20 protein-coding genes and 1 tRNA gene are annotated in these 24,242 nt (G+C 55.0%); 17 read left to right on the forward strand and 4 right to left on the reverse strand.

All coding sequences use genetic code 11. From position 1 onward, the window contains the following. The first annotated feature begins 1 nt into the window (after window position 1). The 5 genes from ispG to der all read left to right on the forward strand — a co-directional run bounded on the left by ispG (window position 2) and on the right by der (window position 6,039). Entirely contained in the window at window positions 2–1,246 is a 1,245-nt protein-coding gene (ispG, locus tag BM022_RS12050) for a flavodoxin-dependent (E)-4-hydroxy-3-methylbut-2-enyl-diphosphate synthase (protein ID WP_091139609.1), read from the forward strand. Further along, window positions 1,236–2,525, forward strand: coding sequence for a histidine--tRNA ligase (hisS, locus tag BM022_RS12055; protein WP_091139611.1), 1,290 nt, complete (start codon window positions 1,236–1,238; stop codon window positions 2,523–2,525). Before ispG ends, hisS begins: the two co-directional genes overlap by 11 nt. 14 nt (window positions 2,526–2,539) lie before the next feature. Further along, window positions 2,540–3,178: a tetratricopeptide repeat protein gene (locus tag BM022_RS12060; protein ID WP_091139613.1), complete on the forward strand. Its 639-nt coding sequence runs from the start codon at window positions 2,540–2,542 to the stop codon at window positions 3,176–3,178. 131 nt (window positions 3,179–3,309) lie between these two features. Next, window positions 3,310–4,539, forward strand: coding sequence for an outer membrane protein assembly factor BamB (gene bamB, locus BM022_RS12065; protein ID WP_091139614.1), 1,230 nt, complete (start codon window positions 3,310–3,312; stop codon window positions 4,537–4,539). A 99-nt stretch (window positions 4,540–4,638) separates the two neighbouring features. Beyond that, window positions 4,639–6,039: a ribosome biogenesis GTPase Der gene (gene der / locus BM022_RS12070; RefSeq protein ID WP_091139616.1), complete on the forward strand. Its 1,401-nt coding sequence runs from the start codon at window positions 4,639–4,641 to the stop codon at window positions 6,037–6,039. Window positions 6,040–6,124: 85 nt separating this feature from the next. Here the strand turns inward: der and apaG are convergent, their stop codons facing one another. Continuing rightward, window positions 6,125–6,508, reverse strand: coding sequence for a Co2+/Mg2+ efflux protein ApaG (gene apaG, locus BM022_RS12075; protein ID WP_091139667.1), 384 nt, complete (start codon window positions 6,506–6,508; stop codon window positions 6,125–6,127). 203 nt (window positions 6,509–6,711) lie between these two features. Between apaG and rpe the strand changes: the two genes are divergently transcribed. From rpe to trpE, 3 genes are all read left to right on the forward strand, one after another. Continuing rightward, window positions 6,712–7,395, forward strand: coding sequence for a ribulose-phosphate 3-epimerase (rpe, locus tag BM022_RS12080; RefSeq protein WP_091139617.1), 684 nt, complete (start codon window positions 6,712–6,714; stop codon window positions 7,393–7,395). 313 nt (window positions 7,396–7,708) lie between these two features. Continuing rightward, a complete protein-coding gene (locus BM022_RS12085) occupies window positions 7,709–8,362 on the forward strand; it encodes a phosphoglycolate phosphatase (RefSeq protein WP_091139668.1) in 654 nt (217 codons plus the stop codon). 165 nt (window positions 8,363–8,527) lie between these two features. After that, window positions 8,528–10,012 carry an anthranilate synthase component I gene (gene trpE, locus BM022_RS12090; RefSeq protein ID WP_091139619.1) on the forward strand — a complete coding sequence of 495 codons (1,485 nt, stop codon included), beginning with the start codon at window positions 8,528–8,530 and terminating at the stop codon, window positions 10,010–10,012. A 52-nt stretch (window positions 10,013–10,064) separates the two neighbouring features. Here trpE and dacB read toward each other — a convergent pair whose 3' ends face one another. From dacB to bioA, 3 genes are all read right to left on the reverse strand, one after another. Then, entirely contained in the window at window positions 10,065–11,675 is a 1,611-nt protein-coding gene (gene dacB, locus BM022_RS12095) for a D-alanyl-D-alanine carboxypeptidase/D-alanyl-D-alanine endopeptidase (RefSeq protein ID WP_177191715.1), read from the reverse strand. 87 nt (window positions 11,676–11,762) lie between these two features. Further along, window positions 11,763–11,972 (reverse strand): MBL fold metallo-hydrolase, encoded by a 210-nt coding sequence (locus tag BM022_RS12100; protein WP_091139620.1) that lies wholly within the window; start codon window positions 11,970–11,972, stop codon window positions 11,763–11,765. Continuing rightward, window positions 11,962–13,293, reverse strand: coding sequence for an adenosylmethionine--8-amino-7-oxononanoate transaminase (bioA, locus tag BM022_RS12105; protein WP_091139622.1), 1,332 nt, complete (start codon window positions 13,291–13,293; stop codon window positions 11,962–11,964). The genes BM022_RS12100 and bioA overlap by 11 nt, the downstream gene beginning before the upstream one ends. 435 nt (window positions 13,294–13,728) lie before the next feature. Here bioA and groES point away from each other — a divergent pair, with 435 nt between their 5' ends. The 9 genes from groES to lon all read left to right on the forward strand — a co-directional run bounded on the left by groES (window position 13,729) and on the right by lon (window position 24,113). Then, a complete protein-coding gene (gene groES / locus BM022_RS12110) occupies window positions 13,729–14,019 on the forward strand; it encodes a co-chaperone GroES (RefSeq protein WP_091139623.1) in 291 nt (96 codons plus the stop codon). A 53-nt stretch (window positions 14,020–14,072) separates the two neighbouring features. After that, window positions 14,073–15,728: a chaperonin GroEL gene (groL, locus tag BM022_RS12115; protein WP_091139625.1), complete on the forward strand. Its 1,656-nt coding sequence runs from the start codon at window positions 14,073–14,075 to the stop codon at window positions 15,726–15,728. 334 nt (window positions 15,729–16,062) lie between these two features. Next, on the forward strand, window positions 16,063–16,908 hold the full coding sequence (hpnD, locus tag BM022_RS12120) for a presqualene diphosphate synthase HpnD (RefSeq protein ID WP_091139626.1): 846 nt from the start codon (window positions 16,063–16,065) through the stop codon (window positions 16,906–16,908). A 193-nt stretch (window positions 16,909–17,101) separates the two neighbouring features. Beyond that, a complete protein-coding gene (locus BM022_RS12125; protein WP_091139628.1) occupies window positions 17,102–17,860 on the forward strand; it encodes a YciK family oxidoreductase in 759 nt (252 codons plus the stop codon). 60 nt (window positions 17,861–17,920) lie between these two features. After that, window positions 17,921–18,005: transfer RNA gene (locus BM022_RS12130), tRNA-Leu, on the forward strand. 101 nt (window positions 18,006–18,106) lie between these two features. Then, window positions 18,107–19,411, forward strand: a complete 1,305-nt coding sequence (gene tig / locus BM022_RS12135; RefSeq protein WP_091139629.1) for a trigger factor — start codon at window positions 18,107–18,109, stop codon at window positions 19,409–19,411. A 1-nt stretch (window position 19,412) separates the two neighbouring features. Further along, window positions 19,413–20,057: an ATP-dependent Clp endopeptidase proteolytic subunit ClpP gene (gene clpP, locus BM022_RS12140; RefSeq protein WP_091139631.1), complete on the forward strand. Its 645-nt coding sequence runs from the start codon at window positions 19,413–19,415 to the stop codon at window positions 20,055–20,057. 260 nt (window positions 20,058–20,317) lie between these two features. Then, a complete protein-coding gene (gene clpX, locus BM022_RS12145) occupies window positions 20,318–21,595 on the forward strand; it encodes an ATP-dependent Clp protease ATP-binding subunit ClpX (RefSeq protein WP_091139632.1) in 1,278 nt (425 codons plus the stop codon). A 106-nt stretch (window positions 21,596–21,701) separates the two neighbouring features. Next, entirely contained in the window at window positions 21,702–24,113 is a 2,412-nt protein-coding gene (lon, locus tag BM022_RS12150; RefSeq protein WP_091139634.1) for an endopeptidase La, read from the forward strand. Window positions 24,114–24,242: the final 129 nt, after the last annotated feature.

Genomic DNA, 24,242 nt, shown 5'->3' on the forward strand with positions numbered 1-24,242 from the left:
TATGTCACAAAATATTTTCCCGCCGCGCCGCAATAGCGTCGGCGTGCGTGTTGGTACGGTCACGATCGGTGGCGGCGCCCCGGTGGTGGTTCAGTCGATGACCAATACAGATACGGAAGACGAAAGCTCGACGACGTCACAAGTGGCGCAACTGGCGCGTGCCGGATCGGAACTGGTGCGCATTACCGTCAATACACCCGCGGCAGCCAAAGCGGTGGCGGGGATCCGGGCGCGACTTGATGACATGGGTTGCCATGTGCCCCTGATAGGCGATTTTCACTTCAACGGCCACAAGCTGGTGACCGAATATCCCGATTGTGCGCGGGCGCTGGCCAAATACCGGATTAATCCCGGGAATGTGGGGCATGGCAAGAAACGCGACGAGCAGTTTTCCATCCTGATCGAGACCGCCTGCAAGTATGACAAGCCGGTGCGTATCGGGGTCAATTGGGGCAGCCTCGATCCCGAACTGCTGGCACGGATGATGGATGAGAATGCCCGCTCGGGCGATCCGAAGGACGCCTCGCTTGTTATGCATGAGGCATTGATTACCTCTGCGCTGCAAAGCGCCGCGCGAGCAGAGGAGATCGGGCTGGGCCGGGACAAAATCATATTGTCCTGCAAGATGAGCGGCGTGAGGGACCTGATCGCTGTATACCGCGACCTGGCTGCGCGCTGCGACTATGCTCTGCATCTCGGGTTGACCGAAGCGGGGATGGGATCGAAAGGAATCGTGGCATCTGCCGCGGCATTGTCGGTGCTGCTTCTGGATGGGATTGGCGATACCATTCGCATATCATTGACTCCTGAGCCCGGCGGTGACCGCTCGCGTGAAGTGATTGTGGCGCAGGAGATTCTGCAGACGACCGGGCTACGCGCTTTTGTGCCGCTGGTGGCCGCTTGTCCCGGGTGTGGACGTACCACGAGCACCTATTTTCAGGAGCTGGCGGAGAGCATTCAGGGTTATGTGCGCAACCAGATGCTAGTATGGCGCGAGGAGTATGATGGCGTGGAGAATATGACCTTGGCCGTGATGGGCTGTGTGGTCAATGGCCCCGGTGAAAGCAAGCATGCCAACATAGGCATCAGCCTGCCGGGGTCGGGCGAACGGCCGGTGGCGCCGGTATACGTGGATGGACAAAAATCGGTAACCTTGAAAGGCGATAACATCGCCGGCGAGTTTCGCCAGATCGTCGATGAATATGTGCAAATGAAGTACCCGAAGAAAGCAGGTAATGTCCACTAGGGGGATACAAGCTATCCGCGGGATGAACGACATCCTGCCCGACCAGACCCATCTTTGGGAGTTCTTCGAGCAGGTTGTGCGCGACGCGATGGTGGCACACGGCTACCGTAATATCCGCATGCCGATAGTCGAGCAGACCGACCTGTTCGCACGCTCAATCGGTGCGGTGACGGATATCGTCGAGAAAGAGATGTATACCTTTTTGGATCATCTCAATGGAGAGAGCTTGGCGTTGCGTCCGGAGGGAACAGCGTCCTGCGTACGCGCGGCGCTGGAACATAATCTGCTCTATGGCGGGCCCCAGCGATTGTATTATTCGGGGCCGATGTTTCGTCACGAGCGGCCGCAAAAAGGTCGCTACCGCCAGTTCCATCAGGTAGGGGTCGAAGCGCTGGGTTACGGAGGCCCGGACATCGATGCCGAACTTATTGTGATGTGCGCCGAGTTATGGAAGAGATTAGATATTTCCGATCTGCGCCTGGAGATCGGCACGCTTGGCAGTACCGAGTCCCGCGCACTGCATCGGCACCGCTTGATAGCATATTTTGAGCGCCATCTCGGCAAGCTCGATGACGACGCCTCGAGACGCTTGCACAGCAACCCGTTACGGATACTGGACAGCAAGAATCCTGAAATGAGGGAGATCATCGATGGCGCGCCCCGGTTGCTCGATGATCTGGATGAGGATTCCCTTGCGCATTTCGAGGGATTGCAAAAAATCCTGCGTGATCAGAGGGTAGAGTTCGAGATCAATCCGCGCTTGGTAAGAGGGCTGGATTATTACAACCGCACCGTTTTTGAATGGATTACCGGCAGCCTCGGCGCCCAAGGCACGATCTGCGCAGGCGGCCGCTACGACGGGCTGGTGGAGCAGATCGGTGGCGGAAAGGGATCAGCGGCGCCCGCCTGTGGTTTTGCAATGGGTATTGAAAGAGTGCTGGCGTTGATGGTGGAAAGCGGTGTGGATATACCGGGTCCAGTACCCGATGCCTACGTCGTGCATCAGGGTGAGGCCGCGGATGGCTTCGCCTGGAAAACCGTGCGGCACCTGCGGGCACGGGGACTCCGGGCCATTCTGCATTGCGGCAATGGCAACTTCAAGGCGCAAATGAAAAAAGCACACGCCAGTGGCGCGCGTTTTGCCATCATTATCGGCGATGAGGAAGCGCAATCCGGTGAAATAAGCATCAAGCCCTTGCGCGAAGCAGCCGAGCAAGTGAGAGTCACACTCGCGGAAGCAGCCGATTTGCTCAGAGGCTCAGAAGTAATACATTCTTGATGGGGAAACGCTAGATGGCAGTTTATGATCTGGAAGAGCAGGAAAAGATAGACGAGCTGAAAGCTTGGTGGCGGAGATATGGCATGCTCATTGTCATTGGTTTGGCGGTCTTTGTGGCCGGTATCGCCGGCATGCAGGCATGGAAGTACTATCAGAGCCAAAAGGTGGAGCAGGCGGCGGAACTATTCGACTCGCTGCTGCAAGTCCAGACCAGCGGAGACCCGAAGAAGATCAACGATGCTGCCGGTTTGCTCATGGAAGGTTTTCCGGCCAGCGGCTATGCCGCGCGCGCGGCGATAATCGCGGCACGGGCGAGCTTCGACGCGCGTGACTTGCAAAACGCGAAGAGCCGGTTGCAATGGGTGCTGGACCATTCGAAGGAAGATGAGCTTAAAAATATCGCCGGGCTACGGCTCGCCAGCATCTTGCTGGATGAGAAAAAATACGATGATGCGCTGCGGGTCCTGGCGACGAAGCAGGGCGCATCTTTCGACGGTCTCTACGCCGATCTCAAGGGCGACGTCTTGTCCGCGGCAGGAAGAATTTCTGAGGCGCGTGCGGCTTATCAAATGGCGCTCGACAAGATGGCTGGAAAAGGGACGTACTTCAATATCGTCCAAATGAAGCTCGACGCCTTGCAAGACGCCAAGTAACCGGTTTTGCATATGTGCATCCCGAGCGGGAAAGCGGCACGAAGTGTTGCTGGGCAGCTATTTCCGGCCGCCGTAAATAATTCGCTCAGATCCATTAACATGACAGTTCCTTTTTGTTGTAAACAATACCAATGTCATCAGGCAAGTCCATAGCCACCAGTATTCAGCGGCATATTGTGCTGGCGGCGTCGATTCTCGCGTTATCGGGATGCGCGGGCGTTACCGAATTGGTGCGCGACGTGATAACCGGCCTTGCGGATATCGATGTGTCAGGCGTCACAGACTTTTTCGGTGGCGGTAAGGTTGAGTTGAGTCCTGAACAGACCGCGCAGCTGGCAAAGATTCCTCCCGCCCGTGCCCTGTGGCGCAACGTCACGGAAGAAAGTCAGGCGGCGGTATTTTCTCTCGTATTCGAAAAGGACGCGGTTTACGCAGCCTCCACCGAGGGTCGTCTGTTCCGGTTTAATCCGGTTTCGGGAAAGGAGGAAGGATCGACCGACACCAAGCGGCGGCTATCGGGCGGGATCGGCACCGGGGAAGGCTTGTTGCTCGTTGGAACTTTCAAAGGCGAGGTTCTTGCATACGACAGGGAAAATGGTAAATTGCTATGGACTGCCCAGGTCTCCAGCGAGGTGCTGAGTCCACCCCGGGCAGCCGGTGGCATGGTCGTGGTTCGCGCCGGGGATGGCCGGATTTTTGGGCTGGAAGCGGTCAACGGGAAGCGCAAGTGGGTCTACCAGGGTGCTACCCCATCACTGACGGTGCGCAGCTTCGCTGGTGCCCTGATCTCGGGCAGTACCGTATACGCGGGTTTTGCCGGAGGCAAGATGGTAACGATAAATCTGGCAAACGGCGCAGCAGGGTGGGAAGCGGCGGTAGCCCGGCCACGAGGCGCCACAGAGCTCGAGCGTATTGCCGATATCACCAGTTTGCCTGTCATTGACGAACAGCAGGTATGCGCCGTCGCCTATCAGGGACGGGTCGCCTGCTTCGAAATCGGGACGGGCAATCAGATCTGGGCGAAGGACGTATCGAGCAACGCTGGCCTGGCGATGGACAGTCATTATATTTATGTCAGCGAGAATCGCGGCAATCTCTCGGCCTATGATAAACGGGACGGCACCTCTATCTGGAAACAGGAACTGCTTAACGGACTGAAATTATCCCCGCCCCTTCTTCACGGGAATCACGTCGTTGTCGGGGATTCCCAAGGTCATGTGAATATAATCAAGAGTGATAACGGTGCCATGGTAGCCCGCTCCGCCGGCGACGAAAGCGCGATCGTTACTTCACCGGTATCTCTGCCGAACGGTTTCGTCGTTCAGACCAGAAAAGGCGGAGTCTTCGCATTCGCGCTCTAGGCCCTTACAGCAGCGATTCACGCCGCGGGGCTAACGAGGACATTTATCTTTTCTCCTTCTCTCCTGTTAAGTATTATTGCCTCCACTAAGGCCTGAACCATGAAACCCACCCTTGTTCTGGTCGGGCGGCCGAATGTCGGTAAATCGACGCTTTTTAACCGCCTGACACGTAGCCGCGACGCGATCGTGGCGAATATTCCCGGTCTGACGCGAGACCGTCATTATGGCCATGGAAGGCTCGGCGATAAGCCCTACCTGGTGGTTGATACAGGCGGTTTCGAACCCATGGCAACCGAAGGCATAATGCATGAGATGGCCAAACAGACGCGACAGGCGATCGACGAGGCCGACCTGGTGCTCTTCATCGTAGACGGCAGGACCGGTTTGACGTCGCAAGACAAAATTATTGCGGAGCAACTGCGTAAAACCGGCCGCAAGTTGCTGCTGGTAGTGAATAAAACTGAAGGCATGGTTTTGTCCGTCGTTACTGCCGAATTTCACGAACTCGGACTGGGGCTGCCGTGCGCCATTTCCGCTGAGCACGGCGATAATGTCAGCGAACTTGTCGAGGTGGCGTTAACCGGTTTTCCTCGGGCGGGGGAGAATGAAAAACAGGATAAGCATCCCAATATCGCCATTGTAGGGCGCCCTAACGTCGGCAAATCGACGCTGGTAAACGCTCTGCTGGGCGAAGATCGTGTAATTGCATTTGATCAACCTGGAACCACTCGCAGCAGCATTTATATCGATTTTGAACGCAATGGGCGCAGGTATACCTTGATTGATACCGCCGGATTACGCCGTCGTGGGAAGGTGCTCGAAACGGTGGAGAAGTTCTCGGTGATCAAGACGCTGCAAGCGGTCGAGGACGCGAATGTCGTGGTACTGGTACTGGACGCGAGCAGTGAAATATCCGATCAGGACGCGCACATAGCCGGATTCATCCTTGAGGCTGGGCGCGCGCTCGTAGTTGCAATAAACAAGTGGGACGGCCAGGACAATTATCAGCGCGAGGTTATCAAGACCAGTGTCGCCAGGAAATTGCCTTTTCTGCTGCATTTTGCCCGTTTTCACTACATTTCGGCGCTGCTGGGCAGCGGCCTGAAGGGCCTGCTGCCGTCGATAGACGCGGCATATGGTGCCGCGATGGCGAATTTGCCCACCCCCAAACTGACTCGTACATTGATCGCCGCGGTTGAGAAGCAGCCACCTCCCCGCTCAGGCGTCTCGCGGCCCAAATTGCGCTATGCCCACCAGGGCGGCTCCAATCCGCCGTTGATCATAATTCATGGGAGCGGCTTGGACCAGGTGCCGCAGACCTATCAGCGATATCTCGAGAATACGTTTCGCGAAACTTTCCAGCTTGAGGGTACGCCGTTGCGGGTGGAGTTTAGAACGGGCCGCAATCCCTACGCCGGGAAGCGTCCCGCTCCTTTAAGCGACGCAGAAGCAAAACAGGCTCACCGCCGCCGTAGATACGGTCGAAAGCACTATAGCTGAAGTGAGGCAGGTAGCTGAATTGGGACCTCGGAAGCGGCGTTGCCGGTATCGTCGCGCCGGCTTCATCGTTACCCGGATGCCGGTGCTAATGTAACACCCTGGGGACGCTCAGGATAAACTCTGGAATGGCGGCATCGAAACGCAAGCCGTCTTCGGCCACCATCTGGTAACTGCCCTTCATAGATCCGACCGGTGTGGAAATGGCCGTGCCGCTTGTGTATTCATAGCTGTCGCCCGGCTTCAACAGGGGTTGTTCACCCACCACTCCCAGTCCGCGTACCTCCTGTACCCCGCCGCTTCCGTCTGCAATGATCCAGTGGCGGCTGATGAGTTGTGCCGGAACGGTGCCTGTGTTTGAGAGGACAATCGTGTAGGCAAAAACATATCGATCAAGCGCCTCATCCGATTGTTCCGGAAGGTAGGTGGTGTGAACCTTCACAATAATTTCGTACTTTTTTCCTTCATCCATGGCTACATTGCACACTATTTTTTGCGCGACGGCAAGGGTGGTTCCGACAAAATAAGTGGAAAAGGCCGAGATGCGCGCACGTTGAGCGCGAGTAGGCTTCATCTCGACGCAGGCATGTCCGTCACCCTCAGCAGTAAGGCGAGTTAACTTGAGACCGCCGTTTGCGGTTAAAATTGCAATTTTTCTACTAAAGGATGCCCTTCATGGCTAACTATCGCATCGCCCCCAGTATTCTTTCCGCAAACTTCGCCAAATTAGGCGAGGAAATCACTGCTGTTATCGATTCCGGCGCGGATTTCATCCACTTTGACGTAATGGATAATCACTATGTGCCGAACCTGACGATTGGGCCGTTGGTGTGCGAGGCGATACGGCCATTGACCGATGCGGTTATCGATGTCCACTTGATGGTTGAACCGGTCGATCGAATTGTTCCGGACTTCGCCAAGGCGGGAGCCAATATTATTTCCTTTCATCCGGAGGCATCCAGGCATATCGACCGCACGATCGGGCTCATCAAGGAGCAGGGCTGTCAGGCGGGCCTGGTGTTCAATCCCGCCACGCCGCTAAATTACCTTGACCATGTGCTGGATAAGGTCGATCTGGTGCTGATCATGTCGGTGAACCCCGGTTTTGGCGGGCAGAAATTTATTCCTGAAGCGTTGCAGAAACTTAGGGCCGTGCGCAAGCGAATTGATGAGTCGGGCCGGAATATCCTTCTGGAGATTGATGGCGGCGTCAAAGTGGATAACATTGCTGAAATCGCGCGCGCAGGGGCCGATACGTTCGTCGCGGGCTCCGCGATTTATGGCGCGGGCAGGGACAGTGATCCCCATCGTTATGACACGATCTTGGGCGCTCTGCGAGCAGAGTTGGCGAAGGTCTGAGCGTGCCGGGTTAGTACACGAAATCCAAAAACCCAAAAACCCAACTCAAATTGGTGGGTGCTGAAGTGATAGATTCGCAAATTGCTCGGTTTATTCTACCGACTCCGGAAGTAGTGGGGGTGAATTGTGAAGTGCGATCGCAGTTGCCTCTACAGCTTCGCAGCGTGACAAAAATTCCCGTCGCTTTAGACGGGGAGCGCTGTCATATTATTCTTGATTTTTTACCGAGGCCACAAACTTGAACAAGAGCTTTTCCCCCACGGCAGGTTCCCCCGCGATTGAAATAGAATTTCCCGTGTTAGTCAAGGCTGTGATGGTCGATCTGGACGGGACACTTCTGGATACCGCAGGTGATTTGGCCGCCGCAGCGAATATGATGCTAGTGGAGCTGGGCAGAGCGGAGCTTCCGCTTGAGACGATCAAATCATACATTGGGAAAGGCATACAGAAGCTGGTCAAGCGTTCGCTCACCGGCAGCCTGGATGGAGAGCCCGATGCGGACCTGTTCGAAAAGGCAATGGCGCTTTATGAGCGCAACTATTCCGAGACGCTGTGTATGAGTACCCAGCCCTATCCAGGGGTAGTGGAAGGATTGAATATCCTGCGTGAGCGCACTTTTAAGCTGGCCTGTGTTACCAACAAGGCTGAGGCTTTTACCCTGCCCCTGCTTCGGGCCACCGGTCTGCTGGACTTTTTCGATATTGTCCTTGCGGGCGATAGCCTACCTCGGAAGAAACCTGATCCAATGCCTCTCCTGCATGCCTGCACACACTTTGGTATCCAGCCAGGCGAAATGCTGCTGATCGGCGACTCCCTTAATGATGCGCAGGCAGCGCGCGCGGCGGGATGCTGCGTCTTTTGCGTACCTTACGGATACAATGAAGGACGGGACGTACGCGAACTCGATTGCGACGCTATCGTCCCTTCATTATTCGAGGCAACAAGGCTGATTCAGAAATTGCCATGACCAACAGAAACAATAGAAATGGACCGATACGTGACTAGAGCTTTGCGCCGTTGGCGCCGCTGCTAGGATTTGGCGCGCTCACGAATTCCTAGTGTGTTCCAACCCATGGTTTTCGCACCGCCGTCGCGTTTTTTTCCTTTCTGTCTGTTAGTACGGAGTTGAATCATGACCGAAACTGAATTCAATGGCCTCGCGGCACAGGGGTACAACCGTATTCCCGTTGTGCTGGAGACTTTTGCCGATCTGGACACGCCCCTGTCAGTTTATCTGAAGCTGGCAAACCAGTCGTATTCCTATTTGCTGGAATCCGTGCACGGCGGTGAGCGCTTCGGGCGCTACTCCTTTATCGGCCTTCCCGCCCGGACTCGCATCGAGGTCCGCGATAACCGCGTCAGCCTGATCACGGGTGCAGAACTGCAACAGATCGAGGCGGAAGACCCGTTGACTTTCATTCAATCCTATCTGGCGCGTTTTAAAGCGGCGCCATATCCCGGATTGCCGCGTTTCTGCGGCGGCCTCGCGGGCTATTTTTCCTATGACACGGTAAGGTATATAGAGCGCAGGCTGGCCGCGCATCGGCATGCGGGTGCACTTCCGGACAGCCTTGATACCCCGGACATATCGCTGCTGCTGTCCGAAGAACTCGCGGTGGTGGATAACCTTTCCGGCAAGCTCTACCTTGTTGTTTACGCCAACCCAGCCATCCAGGGCTCGTACCTGGCGGCCAGGGTGCGCTTGAAAGAACTGCTGGCGAGTCTCCGCCAGCCGGTAGCAATTCCAGCGGAGGAACCGGGATCGCCGGGAGAACCTGTCTCTGAGTTCAGCGAGGGGGACTTCATCGGGGCAGTGGAGCGTGCAAAGCGCTACATTTTCGAAGGCGATATCATGCAGGTCGTGCTTTCGCAGCGCACCCGCAAACCCTTTGGCGCGTCTCCGCTGGCACTATACCGGGCGCTGCGCAGCCTGAATCCTTCTCCCTACATGTTTTACTATCATTTTGGCGACTTTCATGTCGTCGGTGCCTCACCCGAGATCCTGGTGCGACTGGAAGGCGATAGCGTAACGGTAAGGCCCATTGCCGGTACCCGGCCGCGGGGAAAGACGATTCAGGAGGACTCCGCGCTGGCCGCCGATCTGCTCGCTGATCCAAAAGAACGCGCGGAGCATGTCATGCTGATGGATCTGGGACGCAACGATGTCGGCCGCGTCGCCCTGACGGGCTCGGTGGAAGTCACCGAGAATATGCAAATCGAGAATTACTCTCACGTCATGCATATTGTTTCAAATGTGGAGGGCAAGCTGAAGCCCGGACTCACGGCAATGGACGTTTTACGAGCAACCTTTCCCGCAGGCACGGTAAGTGGCGCCCCCAAAGTGCGCGCAATGGAAATTATCGATGAACTGGAAGTCTCGAAGCGGGGCATCTATGCCGGCGCGGTAGGCTATCTGGGCTTCAATGGCGATATGGATCTCGCCATCGCAATCCGCACAGGCATCATCAAGGACGGTACGTTACATGTGCAGGCGGGGGCCGGTATTGTTGCAGATTCTGTTCCCATGAGTGAATGGGTCGAGACAAAAAACAAGGCCAAGGCGTTGCTGCGAGCGGCAGAGATTGCAGAAGCGGGGCTGGACACGAAGGTGGAGTAATACAGCCGCGACTGGAATTGTGTGAGCGAATTGTGGGACCAATTGTAGGATCTTAAGGCGCTTCGTACACCCAGTGAAGCAGCGCATCCAGCGCCTGTTGCGCGTTCCCCGACCTGGGATGGTTCACAAAGAAAACCACAACGATGCGCCGGCCCTCTTTATCGAGAACATATCCAGCCATGGTTCGCACCCCCTCCAGCAAACCGGTCTTTATGTGCGCCTGACCAGCGGCGGCGCTGCCGTTGAGTCGTTTCTTCATGGTGCCGTCCACCGCCGCAATCGGCAGGGATGAAATGAACTCCGGCATGACCGGACTCTGGAAAGCCGCGAGCAATAACGCACCCAGGTGGCCGGCGCTGATACGTTCCGCTCGTGATAGGCCTGAGCCATTTTCGATTACTAGTTCGGGGAAGCTGTACCGTCGGGAGGCGAGCCACCGCCGCATTGCCATCGCCGATTTTTCAAGCGTTGCACGCCCCTTATCGAAGTTGCTAACCATGCGGTTGATTGCGCTGTTAGGTATGCTGTCCATCTCCCCGTGCGCCGCCAAAGTACTCGTCGCGGAAGTACCTGCACCCCGCGCACCCGCCTCAGATGTGGAACTGTTCGCCAGCCCCAGCGCAAGGTACAGTTGTCGCGCCGCTGTGTTATTACTGAATTTGTTGATATCCCGCACGATGTCCGCGAGGGGTGGAGATTGATGGGTTTCCAGAGGCATTATTCCTTCGGGTACTATGCCGCTTCGTACACTGCCGCGAAACGTGCCCCCTTGTTCTTCCCATAATTGCTTGAACAGGCCGTGGATATAGTCAGCCGTGTCATGCACGCTCAGATAAAGGGTTTTTTCTCCGCAATCGCTGGAATAACTGCCGTTAAGGGAAACCAGGCCACGGATATTTCCGTTGGAGACCGTGCGGATGTCGGTATTAAGCGCATCGCGCCATTCGTTGCATGGGCCACTGACAAGTGCCAGGCTGTTTTTAAGGTCCAGTGACCCTAGCAAAGGATCGGCAACTACGCGAACGGTTTTGCTTGCCGGTTGCGGAATCAGGCGCAGAGCAAGGGTCCTGTAATTAACCAGCAGCGCCTCCGGAAGCACGTTGTAGGAGCGGTGCGGTTTGCCGTCGAACGCCGCCGGGTCAACGCTCGGGAGGTCGAAATGACTGCTATCCAGAACCAGGTCACCCATGATGTGGCGCAGTCCTGTTTGCCGCAGACGTCGCGTGAGCAGCCAGAAATTTTCCAGATTCAGCTTGGGATCGCCATAACCCTTGATGATAAGGTCGCCCTGAAGGGTATCGCCGTTTAGCATACCATTTACATATAGCTCCGTTTTCCAGGTATAGGCTGGTCCCAACAGTTCCAGCCCGGCAAAAGTCGTGACAAGCTTCATCACCGATGCCGGGTTCATCCCGGTCTTGGCATTTACGGTAACCCGCGGCTGGGGCGTGCCGATTTCATGCACGTAAAGCGCCGTTGCGGAGGTCGGAATTCCGGCCCGTTTGAGGGCCTGACTAACGGGAGCGGGCAGGTCATGAGCAAACGCCGGAAGGGACAGAAGAACCGGAATGGCGCCTCGGACAGCCCGTGCAATCGCCGACGGCCATGCATGCACGACGGTGGATATGCTGCTGAACAGGCGCCGGTCTAACAACTCGCGCATTATCTGATATCTGCTGTCGTAAACTGCGTCGGGATGCTGACGTTCCACTTCAGTTTTTGCCGGATGGCGCCGGCCGGCGCAGCGGCTTCAATGCCTCCCCGCGCACCACGAAGGCAGGGGTAAGTAAACGACTTCAAACGGTTCAAGGTTGATACTGAATGCATCGCGATTTTTTCGATCAGCTTCGCGGTCGCCCTGGAACATCCCGCAATCCACCAGAAACTTTAAATGCGGCATTTCCCCGGTTACTTCCTCCGCCGCGCCGAGGAACGTGAGTTGAGATTTGCTATTGCCCACGAATCTGTGTAGCGCACCGGTCCAGCGCACGCAACGTTCCCTCCACCAGCAACTCGGATTCCTGCTGATCGATGATGTATGGCGGCATAAAATAAACTGAATTACCCAGCGGGCGTAACGATAACCCCTGCTCAAGCGCTGCCTGGAAAAATGCTGAGGCAAAAGCAGGGTCCGAGGTTTCAACTTCGAATGCCCATATCATTCCACAATTGCGGAAATTCCTGACCTTCGGGTGTAAGGTGATGGGACGCACTGCCTGGTTGAGATAATCTGCCGTGACGCGGTTGGCTTCGATAACCTTATCCTGTTCAAAAATGTCCAGCGTCGCCAGCGCGGCGCGACAGGCAAGCGCGTTACCCGCATGAGTATGCGAATGTAAAAAGCCGCGAGCAGTATTGTCATGGTAAAACGCCTGGTAAACGCCATTCGTGGTCATCACGACCGACAGCGGCAGATAACCGGCAGTCAGCCCCTTCCCGAGGCACAAGAAATCGGGCACGATTGACGCCTGCTCGCACGCGAACATTGTTCCTGTTCTGCCGAAGCCAACTGCAATTTCGTCAGCAATAAGGTGTACCTGGTGCTCATCGCATATCGTGCGCGCAAGCTTGAGATAGTCGGGATGATACATCGCCATACCTGCCGCGCCCTGCACCAGCGGCTCAACGATAAGCGCCGCGGTTTCGGCATGATGTTCCGCCAGATATGTTTCGAGGGCGCTGGCTGCGCGGCGCGCATAATCCTGTGGGGACTCGCCTTCATCTGCATGGCGCCAGTCCGGCGTGGGTACGCGGGCGTTGTAGCGCAGCAGCGGGTTGTAAGCATCCGTGAACAATGCGACGTCAGTGACAGACAGCGCGCCCAGCGTTTCGCCGTGGTAGCCGTTCTGTAGGCTGACAAAACGGTTTTTTTCAGGATGGCCGTTGTTGCGCCAGTAATGAAAGCTCATTTTTAATGCGATTTCTACGGCCGACGCGCCGTCGCTGCTGTAGAAGCAATGACCCAGCCGGTTCGACAGAAGCTCACTGAGGCGAGAGGATAACTCGACGACCGGCGCATGAGTGAAGCCAGCAAGCATCACGTGTTCCAGCCTGTCAAGCTGATCGCGGATCGCGGCGTTGATGCGAGGATTGGTGTGCCCGAACAGGTTCACCCACCAGGAACCGATAGCATCGAGGTAGCGCTTCCCCTGGTAGTCATAAAGCCACACGCCCTCGCCCCGGGCGATCGCAACCGGTAGCATCGTTTCATGCAGTTTCATCTGTGTGCAGGGATGCCAGACCGACTCGAAGCTTTGTTCCGGCAAGCTTTTGCTACTCATAAGGCTCGATACGGACGATAGGTTTTTGCGCTATTACATCTGGTTCAACTGCTGTTTCCGGAAACGGGCGCCGACGTCCAATACGAGAGTGAGGCTGGTCTACCGGAGTCCCGCTTCGTCCACCGCCTAGTACCTAGTATGAAGGCAGCGCCATCCTGACGAAATCGCCTCCGGTGGAAGTGTAACACTCCTCAAGTTGAAAAAAATGCCCTTGTACCTGCACGCGACACCCAAAGCATACCCTGGTCTTCGGCTGCCGACGCTTATTCAAGCCGCAGTCTAGCAAGTTTTATCGCTTTCACTTGAAATCCAGTGCGACAGCCTCTATTATTAGCACTCGTTCGCGGTGAGTGCTAATAATTGGTGTGAATCCAGCTGCGAACAGGTTTTTTCCGAGATTTCATCGTTTTAATTTCAAGACAGGAGAATGAAAACATGAGGATTCGTCCCTTACACGACCGCGTTATTGTCAAGCGGCTGGAAGAAGAGCGCAAGACCGCGTCTGGTATTGTCATCCCTGACAGCGCGGCAGAAAAGCCCGATCAAGGCGAAATTATCGCCGTGGGCAAAGGCAAGGTCGGCGATGATGGCAACGTGCGCGCGCTGGAAGTGAAAGTCGGCGATAAGGTGCTGTTCGGCAAGTATTCCGGGCAAACAGTGAAGGTAGAGGGAGAGGAGCTTCTGGTAATGCGCGAGGAAGACATTATGGGCGTTATCGAAGGTTAATTTACAACCGACGGCCTTACACAATATTTCGGAACATTTAGGAGAGTGAAATTATGGCAGCGAAAGAAGTGAAATTTGGCGACTCAGCGCGCCACAAGATGATAAACGGCGTGAACATTCTTGCCGATGCAGTAAAGGTCACCCTGGGACCGAAAGGGCGTAATGTCGTACTGGAGCGCTCCTATGGCGCCCCTACCATTACCAAGGATGGAGTTTCGGTTGCGAAAGAAATCGAACTGAAGGACAAGTTCGAGAACATGGGCGCCCAAATGGTCAAGGAGGTGGCAAGTAAGACCTCCGATGTGGCGGGTGATGGCACCACCACCGCCACTGTGCTGGCGCAGTCGATCGTGAAAGAAGGCATGAAGTATGTCGCCGCCGGGATGAACCCGATGGATCTCAAGCGCGGTATCGACAAAGCGGTAACCGCGACGGTTGAACAACTCAAGCAAATCTCCAAGCCCTGCACGACCGGCAAGGAAATTGCTCAGGTCGGAAGCATTTCGGCGAACTCCGACCTCGAAATTGGCAAAATCATTGCAGACGCAATGGAAAAAGTAGGCAAGGAAGGCGTGATTACGGTAGAAGACGGCTCCGGACTGCAAAATGAACTGGATGTGGTCGAGGGGATGCAATTCGACCGCGGCTATCTATCGCCCTATTTCATAAACAACGCCGACAGACAAATTGCGGCGCTGGAAAACCCTTTTATCCTGCTGCATGACAAAAAAATCTCGAATATCCGCGAATTGCTGCCAGTGCTGGAACAGGTTGCAAAGGCTGGCAAGCCACTGCTGATTATCGCTGAAGACGTGGATGGCGAGGCGCTCGCGACACTCGTGGTGAACAATATCCGCGGTATTCTCAAAACTTGCGCGGTGAAGGCGCCGGGTTTCGGCGATCGTCGCAAGGCCATGCTGGAAGATATTGCCATCCTGACGGGCGGTACCGTTATCGCTGAGGAAGTGGGTCTGTCACTGGAGAAGGCAACGCTGAATGAATTGGGTCAGGCACGGCGCGTGGAAGTGGGTAAGGAAGAAACAACGCTTATCGACGGAGCCGGCGATATAAAGAATATCGAGAGCCGCGTCAAACAGGTCCGGGCCCAAATAGAAGAAGCCACCAGCGACTACGACAAGGAAAAATTGCAGGAGCGGGTCGCGAAACTGGCTGGCGGCGTAGCCCTGATCAAAGTGGGCGCGGCCACCGAAGTTGAGATGAAAGAGAAAAAAGCGCGTGTGGAAGATGCACTCCATGCGACTCGCGCAGCCGTGGAAGAAGGTATCGTGCCAGGCGGTGGCGTTGCGTTGTTGCGTACCCGGGCAGCTGTTGGTCAAATCAAGGGCGACAATCCCGATCAGGACGCGGGTATCAAGATCGTTCTGCGGGCGCTCGAGGAGCCGCTGCGGCAAATCGTTGCCAACTGCGGTGAGGAGCCCTCGGTGGTCATCAATAAAGTTTCTGAAGGCCAGGGCAATTTTGGTTACAACGCTGCCACCGGTGAATATGGCGACATGGTGGAAATGGGTGTGCTCGATCCTACCAAGGTTACCCGTTACGCGCTGCAACACGCTGCTTCGGTGGCCGGTCTGATGCTTACGACGGACGCCCTGGTGGCGGAACTGCCAAAGGAGGAAGGCGCCGGAGGCGGTATGGGCGGTATGGGCGGCATGGGCGGTATGGGCGGCATGGGCGGCATGGATATGTAGGTTGGTAACTGCAGCCGCAGTACAACAAAAAACCCCGCTCCAGCGGGGTTTTTTGTTGTCGCAAGGAAAAGCCGGCGATGTGCTTTTCAACCAATCGTAGGCGGCCCGCCGCCGCCTACGCCCCGGAATATTTTGTGGTTCGTCCGGCAGCGACCGCCACAGTTTTGCCGTTATTGCAAGACGCCAAGTTAGGAGATATCGTTTTTCCGTTCCAGAATTTGTAGCAGTTGCCGAGGTTGAGGCGATACTATGAGAAATAGAGGCAATTGGATGAGATAATCCCTGCTTTCCATTGAATGCCCACAGGGCCCCAGCCCGATATTGACTTGTAACCATGACCCCAGAACAGTATTGCCAGGAAAAAGCTCTCCAGAGCGGCTCCAGTTTTTACTACAGCTTTCTCTATTTGCCCGCCGAAAAGCGCCGGGCGATCACCGCCTTGTACGCCTTTTGCCGCGAAGTGGATGATGTCGTCGATGAGTGCAGCGATGAGGCGGTGGCGCGAGCCAAGCTCGCATGGTGGCGGCAGGAAGTCGGCGCCATTTTTAATGCCAATGGCGAGGCGAAGCCCAGTCATCCGGTAACAAAGGCGCTGGCTAATGTTTCAAATTCATTCAATCTTACTGCCGAGCGCTTGAATCAGATAATCGACGGCATGGAAATGGACCTTAACTATAATCGCTACGCTGACTTCGATACCCTCCGGCACTACTGTTATCACGTGGCGAGCGTCGTGGGATTATGTTCGGCCGAAATCTTCGGTTACCGAAACCCGGAAACGTTGAGGTACGCAGAGGATCTCGGGCTGGCGTTTCAGCTAACCAACATCATACGCGACGTAGGCGAGGACGCCCGTCGCGACCGTATTTATCTTCCACAAGACGAGCTTGCCCGTTTTGGAGTAACCGAGGAGGACATACTCAATAGCAGCGAAACCGATGCATTCAGGCAATTGATGCAGTTTCAGATCGAGCGCGCCGAAAGCTATTACGTGCGGGCATTCGCGGCGTTGCCGGCGGAGGATCGAAAAAGCCAGCGGCCGGGTATCATCATGGCGGCGATCTATCGCTCGTTATTAACAGAAATCAAGCACGACGGATGCCATGTCCTTCGCCAGCGTGTCAGCCTGACGCCGGTGCGCAAGTTATGGATCGCGTGGACTACCTGGATGAGCGGATAAAGAGTGCCGTTGTTCTCGGCTCCCTTGAAATTCAATTTTAAAACGGGATTTGTCCGCGGCACTATCCATTTTTGTCACCTATCTACCTTTAAACGAGCGTGGTCTTCCGCCACTTAAAGTTGAATATAGGCAATAGTGTCACCTTCGTCGCCCCCGCCTGCCCTCGGTACGGTCTCCAACACAGAAATCAATTATGCAAGATTTGAAAAGTTACAGCCCTGCGAAGGATCTGCTCAAGAATCGCGTCGTTCTCGTCACCGGTGCGGGACAGGGTATTGGCCGTGCCGCTGCGCTCGCATATGCCATGCATGGCGCCACTGTGATATTACACGGACGTAATATCAAGAAATTGGAGGGCGTGTATGATGAAATAGAGGCGGCGGGCGGCGTTCAGCCGGCAATTTTTCCGCTCGATTTGGAAAAAGCCGAGGACAAGGATTTTCTGGCCCTCGCCTACGGGATCAAGCAGCAGCTGGGCAGGCTCGACGGGATTTTGCATAATGCAGCGTTACTATTCAACCTGACACCGCTGGAGTCCCAGACACTGGACCAATGGCAGTCACTGCTGCGTGTCAACCTTATTGCCCCGTTCGCTCTGACTCGAGCCTGTCTCGCCCTGCTAAAGGCGTCGCCCGATGCGCACGTTATAATGACTTCGGATTCGCATGGCCACGCGCCCGCGGCATACTGGGGCGGTTTCGCGGTAGCCAAAGCGGGAGTGGAGGCTCTGGTCAGGATTCAGGCGCAGGAATGGGACATACTCCCGAACTTACACATCAATGTGATTATTCCAGGACCTACCCATACTCCACAACGTACCCGGACACATCCTGGCGAGATCAAGTATAGCCTCCCCCAGCCGCAGGACCTGATGCCGTATTATTTATATCTGATGGGCCCGGATAGCACAACGGTCCGTGGCGAAACGATATTTTGCCGGGGCCATGTGTAGTATGTCTGCTGTGGCGAGGAGAAAAAGGTATAATTTATATACAAAAGCGGAAAAAACCCTGCGAAAGTGGCGGAATTGGTAGACGCACCAGATTTAGGTTCTGGCGCCGAAAGGTGTGGGGGTTCGAGTCCCCCCTTTCGCACCAGGGATTCGCAAAACGGTCTCGGATAACGCTTATTATGGGTTGTCGCGCCTCCCCGACCGCAAATGCCGCGCGAACATTACCCCCAACAATCAGGAAATGCAATGCAAATGAACGTCGAACACTTGGGCGCACTGGAGCGCCGCCTCAACGTTTCAATTCCTCAGGAAAAAATCGAGACGGAGGTGGAAAGCCGCCTGAAACAGCTGGCCCGTACGGCTAAACTGCATGGGTTTCGACCCGGCAAGGTGCCTTTCAAGGTTGTCATGCAGCAATACGGCCCGCAGGTTCGTAAGGAAGTAATAGGCGATGTGCTGAAGAAGAATTTCAGCGAGGCTGTACGCGAGAATAACCTCCGGGTGGCCGGCTATCCGCATTTCGAACCGAAATCTTCGGAAGGGAATGTTTCCCCGGTTGAATTTAGTGCAACATTCGAGGTCTATCCCGATGTAGAGTTAGGTGACTTAAGCGAAGTCCAAGTGGAACGGCCGGTAGTTGATGTAACACCTGCGGATGTCGACCAAACGGTAGAAGTGCTGCGCAGGCAACGGGTTCAGTTCGAACCCGCTGAACGCGCTGCTGAGGCGGGTGATCGAATCAGTATCGATTATCGCGGCATGATCGACGGCGTGGAATTTGCGGGTGGTAAAGCTGAGAATTTTGCATTGGTGCTCGGGGAGGGCAGGCTGCTGAAGGATTTCGAAGCCCCCCTTGTCGGCATGAGGCCAGGCGAAGGCAAAACATTTGAAGTTACATTTCCTGCGGATTATCATGGTAAGGAGGTCGCGGGAAAGGTAGCGACGTTTGAAGTAAGACTCAACGGCGTTGACTCCCCGAGGCTGCCGGAAATTGACGCTGAATTTGCGAAATCGTTAGGTGTCGCGGATGGGGATATCAACACGATGCGCAACGAAATTCAGGCGAATCTTGAGCGGGAGGCATCCAAGCGGGTCAATGCAAAGCTCAAGGAACAGGTGATGCAGGCCTTGCTCGATAGTACCAAAATCGAGTCTCCAAAAGTGCTGGTGCAGCTTGAACTCGAGCGTTTGACGCAGGATGCGCACAATGAGCTGGTGTCCCGGGGTCTTGGCGCTAAAAATCTGCCGTTACCCCAAGACCTGCTCAAGGAGCGCGCGCAACGACGAGTCAATCTCGGTCTGATCCTGGGGGAATTGGTGAAGACGCATAACCTGCATCCGAAACCGGAACAGGTGCGCGCAGTGGTGGAAGATCTTGCGCGGAGTTACGAAAATCCGGCCGAGGTTGTCAAGTGGCATTATTCGGCGCCTGAACGCCTCGGCGAAGTCGAGTCGGCTGCTCTGGAAGACAATGTAGTAAGGTGGGTATTGGAAAACGTTAAAGTGACGGATAAGGCAATGTCCTTGGACGAATTAATGGGAAGATCATGACATGATGCAACAGCTTGACTGGCAACAGCGGACGCTCGATACCTCAGATCTCGGCCTGATACCGATGGTGATTGAAACCAGCGGGAGGGGCGAGCGCGCATATGACATTTATTCCCGTCTACTGAAAGAGAGAGTCATATTTCTTGTCGGCCCGGTTACTGAGGCATCGGCCAACCTGGTCGTGGCGCAGCTCCTGTTTCTTGAATCGGAAAATGCGGACAAGGATATACATTTTTATATCAATTCTCCGGGCGGCCTCGTTTCGGCTGGAATGGCGATTTATGACACCATGCAGTATATCAAGCCGGATGTCAGCACCCTTTGCATCGGACAGGCCGCCAGTATGGGGTCGCTGCTGCTTACCGCGGGCGCAAAGGGCAAGCGCTTTTGCCTGACAAATTCGCGGGTGATGATTCATCAGCCACTGGGGGGATTCCAGGGGCAGGCCTCAGATATCGAAATACATGCCAAAGAGATCCTGTTTTTAAAGAGGCGGCTGAACGAGTTACTGGCGAAACACACGGGCCAGAGTATAGAGACGATCGAAAGAGATACAGATCGCGATAACTTTCTCAGCGCCGAACAATCGGTCACATACGGGCTGGTGGACGCTGTGCTAACTTCCAGGGGCGAGGGGCCGGGTTAAAATCCAACATAAAGGAATTCAGAAGGGAACCGCCGAAGCTGTTTTACGGGATGCCATGGTTTTAGCTAGCGGCAAAATGAGGCGCTCGCCTCGTCGCACTCCCTGGCGTTGTTGCGAAAGTGGGTTCACATCCTATGGCCGCCTTCATTCTGCATCTGATGAACAGGCAACAGATGCCAGGCGGGCGATAGACGGAGTACCTGTTCGGAGGTTCCTTAGTTACGAGCGCGCTGGCTCGGATAATGCGGGATAAAACAACTATGTCAGAGAAAACTGGCGGGGAAAAACTGCTTTATTGTTCGTTCTGTGGCAAAAGTCAGCACGAAGTGAAGAAGCTCATTGCCGGTCCGTCGGTATTTATTTGCGACGAGTGTATTGAGCTTTGCAATGACATTATCCGTGAGGAAATTCAGGGAGCGGAGGCCTCAAAACTGACGAAATCGGACTTGCCGGTTCCGCATGAGATTCGCCAGATTCTCGATCAATACGTAATTGGTCAGGAGCAGGCAAAAAAAATACTGTCCGTAGCGGTATACAACCACTACAAGCGGCTCCGCAACTTGGCGAAATCCGGGGATTCGGACGACATCGAGTTAGCGAAAAGCAACATTTTGCTAATCGGACCAACGGGTTCAGGCAAGACGCTGCTTGCGCAGACATTGGCCCGATTGCTTGATGTGCCTTTTGTCATGGCTGACGCCACCACCCTTACGGAAGCGGGCTATGTGGGTGAGGACGTTGAAAATATTATTCAGAAGCTGCTGCAAAAATGTAATTACGACGCCGAAAAAGCCCAGCAGGGAATTGTTTATATTGATGAAATCGATAAGATTTCGCGGAAATCGGATAATCCTTCCATTACCCGTGATGTTTCGGGAGAGGGCGTGCAGCAGGCGCTGCTCAAGCTGATCGAGGGAACGATCGCATCGGTACCGCCGCAGGGAGGGAGAAAGCATCCCAATCAGGAGTTTGTACAGGTCGATACGACTAACATACTCTTTATTTGCGGCGGGGCTTTTGACGGGCTGGACAAGGTGATACGCGCGCGCTCGGAAAAGGGTGGGATCGGTTTTAGCGCGAATGTGCGCAGTCAGGATAACCGTAAAGATTTCGGCGCGTTGTTACGCGGTGTGGAGCCGGAAGATTTAGTCAAGTATGGGCTTATTCCGGAATTCGTGGGGCGCCTACCGGTCGTCGCCACACTTGAAGAGTTGGATGAGTCAGCGTTGATTCAAATTCTGACCGAACCAAAAAACGCGCTTATCAAGCAGTATCAGAAAATGTTCCATATGGAAGGAGGCGTTGATCTTGAGTTTCGTGAGCAGGCCCTCAAAGCGATAGCCAGGAGAGCGCTTGCCCGCAAAACGGGCGCTCGCGGCCTGCGCTCCATCTTGGAGAGTACTTTGCTGGATACGATGTTCGATCTGCCGTCGTTGGAAAATGTGGCCAAAGTGGTGATCGACTACGGCTCAGTCAATGGTGATATCAAGCCTATCCTGATTTATTCGGATAAACCAAAGGTGGCCAAGAGCGGTTAACCGCTTAGTCCACGCTCATTATTTGCCGGCTTGGGCACACGTCTTGAATTTCGCCGCGGTGCCCACATAACCTCTTAACCATTTGTTCTCATAGGTGCAAGCCGATATGTCCTCTTCAATCATTGATCCTAACCAAATTTCATTGCCGCTATTGCCATTGCGTGATGTGGTTGTCTTTCCGCACATGGTGATCCCGCTTTTTGTCGGACGGCCCAAGTCCATAAAGGCGCTTGAGGTCGCCATGGAGTCGGGCAAGAGTATTCTGCTGGTGGCGCAAAAATTTGCGGCTAAGGACGAGCCTGCGCCGGAAGATCTTTACAGTGTTTGCAGCGTTGCTAACTTGCTGCAAATGCTTAAATTGCCGGATGGCACCGTCAAGGTGCTGGTGGAGGGCGGGCGCCGTGCGCGCATTACAAAGGTTGTCGATGACGGCAGTTATTTCACCGGCCAGGCTGCGCTACTCCCCCCGGATGTAGTGGACAATCATGAGGTGGAGGCGATGCGTCGAGCGTTGCTGGCGCAATTTGACCAGTATGTAAAGCTTAATAAGAAAATTCCACCCGAGATTCTGACATCGCTAAGTGGTATCGATGAAGCCGGGCGTTTGGCTGATACCATTGCGGCGCATTTGCCGCTGAAGCTCGAGCAGAAGCAGGAAGTGCTGGAAATTTTCGATGTACCCAAACGTCTGGAACATCTGCTGGGGCTGCTTGAAACCGAACTTGACATCTTACAGGTCGAGAAACGCATCCGGGGACGAGTGAAGCGTCAAATGGAGAAGAGTCAGCGCGACTACTATCTCAACGAACAGGTAAAGGCTATCCAGAAAGAGCTGGGCGAGGGTGAAGACGGCGCGGATCTTGAAGAGGTTGACAAGAAAATCAAGTCCGCTCAAATGCCGAAGGATGCGCGCGCAAAGGCCGAAGCTGAACTGAAAAAGCTGCGTCTGATGTCTCCCATGTCTGCGGAAGCGACGGTCGTGCGCAATTATATTGACGCACTAGTGGCGTTGCCATGGAAGAAAAAAAGCAAAATAAGCAAAAATCTCTCTGCTGCTGAAGTTGTGCTGGAGCAAGACCATTATGGTCTTGAGAAAGTCAAGGAGCGGATTGTCGAGTACCTGGCTGTGCAGCAGCGCGTGGACAAGCTGAAAGCACCTATTCTCTGCCTGGTGGGGCCGCCGGGGGTAGGTAAGACATCGCTGGGACAGTCTATCGCCCGCGCCACCAATCGGAAATTCGTGCGCATGTCGCTCGGCGGCGTTCGCGATGAGGCCGAGATACGCGGGCACCGCCGGACTTATATTGGCTCCATGCCCGGCAAGATCTTGCAGAACATGACCAAGGTGGGTGTCAAAAATCCTTTGTTTCTGCTAGATGAAGTCGACAAGATGGGCATGGATTTTCGCGGCGACCCTTCGTCGGCCCTACTGGAGGTGCTTGATCCGGAACAGAACAATTCATTTGTCGATCATTATGTCGAGGTTGAGTATGATTTGTCCGATGTCATGTTCGTGGCAACGGCCAATACGCTCAACATACCGCCGGCCCTGCTGGACCGGATGGAGGTAATCCGACTCTCGGGGTATACGGAGGATGAGAAGCTCAACATCGCCATGCGCTACCTGCTGCCCAAGCAGATGAAAAATCATGGGCTGAAGGAGCAGGAACTCGCGGTGTCGGAATCGGGCTTGCGCGACATCACGCGCTACTACACGCGCGAGGCCGGCGTTCGTGCCATGGAGCGTGAGATCTCAAAAATATGCCGGAAAGTGGTCAAGGCGCTGCTGCTGAAGAGCGGTCAGAAGAAAGTCACGGTTACAGGTCGCAATCTGGACAAGTACCTGGGCGTAAGACGCTATACATACGGTGTGGCGGAAGAAAAGAACCAAGTGGGACACGTTACCGGTCTCGCATGGACGGAAGTGGGAGGCGAACTGCTGACCATCGAGGCAGTCGTGTTGCCTGGGAAAGGAAAGACCATTACCACTGGAAAGTTGGGCGAGGTGATGCAGGAATCGATTCAGGCCGCGCTTTCCGTGGTGCGCAGCCGGTCGAGGACATTGGGTATTGCCGATGACTTTTACCAGAAGAGCGATATTCATATCCATTTGCCAGAGGGGGCGACGCCGAAGGACGGCCCCAGCGCTGGAATCGGTATTTGTATCGCTATGGTATCGGCACTTACGGGCATTGCCGCTCGAGCAGCGGTCGCGATGACGGGTGAAATCACATTGAGGGGCGAGGTGCTTCCTATCGGCGGACTTAAGGAAAAACTGTTGGCGGCGCACCGCGGAGGTATTAAAACAGTCTTGATTCCCGAAGACAACGTTAAGGATTTGACGGAGATTCCGGAGAACATCAAAAACCGTCTGGATATCCACCCGGTGAAATGGATCGATCAGGTGCTCGATTTTGCCCTGGAACGGAAGCCGGAACCGCTCCCAGCCTCTACCTCGGCTGTTCCCGCGCCTGTCGCGGTCGAAGGGGACGTAACCAGTACGGTCATCAAACACTAGGAAAAAATGTACTGCGGGTTCGACGGCGAGGCGGGGGCAGACCCCAGTGTTGCTATTGGGGCCCGTTTTTATTCTGAATATTCTTGACCAGGCACAAGCGGCTTGATATAAACCGATTACAGGGTTGAA

Source organism: Nitrosospira sp. Nsp14, from assembly GCF_900113575.1.
In the GTDB taxonomy this organism is placed as follows: Bacteria; Pseudomonadota; Gammaproteobacteria; order Burkholderiales; family Nitrosomonadaceae; genus Nitrosospira.

Excerpts from the sequence above, each read along its gene's own strand:
- ispG (WP_091139609.1), top strand. The coding sequence starts at position 2 with ATGTCACAAAATATTTTCCCGCCGCGCCGCAATAGCGTCGGCGTGCGT.
- hisS (WP_091139611.1), top strand. The coding sequence starts at position 1,236 with ATGTCCACTAGGGGGATACAAGCTATCCGCGGGATGAACGACATCCTG.
- BM022_RS12060 (WP_091139613.1), top strand. The coding sequence starts at position 2,540 with ATGGCAGTTTATGATCTGGAAGAGCAGGAAAAGATAGACGAGCTGAAA.
- bamB (WP_091139614.1), top strand. The coding sequence starts at position 3,310 with ATGTCATCAGGCAAGTCCATAGCCACCAGTATTCAGCGGCATATTGTG.
- der (WP_091139616.1), top strand. The coding sequence starts at position 4,639 with ATGAAACCCACCCTTGTTCTGGTCGGGCGGCCGAATGTCGGTAAATCG.
- apaG (WP_091139667.1), bottom strand. The coding sequence starts at position 6,508 with ATGGATGAAGGAAAAAAGTACGAAATTATTGTGAAGGTTCACACCACC.
- rpe (WP_091139617.1), top strand. The coding sequence starts at position 6,712 with ATGGCTAACTATCGCATCGCCCCCAGTATTCTTTCCGCAAACTTCGCC.
- BM022_RS12085 (WP_091139668.1), top strand. The coding sequence starts at position 7,709 with ATGGTCGATCTGGACGGGACACTTCTGGATACCGCAGGTGATTTGGCC.
- trpE (WP_091139619.1), top strand. The coding sequence starts at position 8,528 with ATGACCGAAACTGAATTCAATGGCCTCGCGGCACAGGGGTACAACCGT.
- dacB (WP_177191715.1), bottom strand. The coding sequence starts at position 11,675 with ATGCGCGAGTTGTTAGACCGGCGCCTGTTCAGCAGCATATCCACCGTC.
- bioA (WP_091139622.1), bottom strand. The coding sequence starts at position 13,293 with ATGAGTAGCAAAAGCTTGCCGGAACAAAGCTTCGAGTCGGTCTGGCAT.
- groES (WP_091139623.1), top strand. The coding sequence starts at position 13,729 with ATGAGGATTCGTCCCTTACACGACCGCGTTATTGTCAAGCGGCTGGAA.
- groL (WP_091139625.1), top strand. The coding sequence starts at position 14,073 with ATGGCAGCGAAAGAAGTGAAATTTGGCGACTCAGCGCGCCACAAGATG.
- hpnD (WP_091139626.1), top strand. The coding sequence starts at position 16,063 with ATGACCCCAGAACAGTATTGCCAGGAAAAAGCTCTCCAGAGCGGCTCC.
- BM022_RS12125 (WP_091139628.1), top strand. The coding sequence starts at position 17,102 with ATGCAAGATTTGAAAAGTTACAGCCCTGCGAAGGATCTGCTCAAGAAT.
- tig (WP_091139629.1), top strand. The coding sequence starts at position 18,107 with ATGCAAATGAACGTCGAACACTTGGGCGCACTGGAGCGCCGCCTCAAC.
- clpP (WP_091139631.1), top strand. The coding sequence starts at position 19,413 with ATGATGCAACAGCTTGACTGGCAACAGCGGACGCTCGATACCTCAGAT.
- clpX (WP_091139632.1), top strand. The coding sequence starts at position 20,318 with ATGTCAGAGAAAACTGGCGGGGAAAAACTGCTTTATTGTTCGTTCTGT.
- lon (WP_091139634.1), top strand. The coding sequence starts at position 21,702 with ATGTCCTCTTCAATCATTGATCCTAACCAAATTTCATTGCCGCTATTG.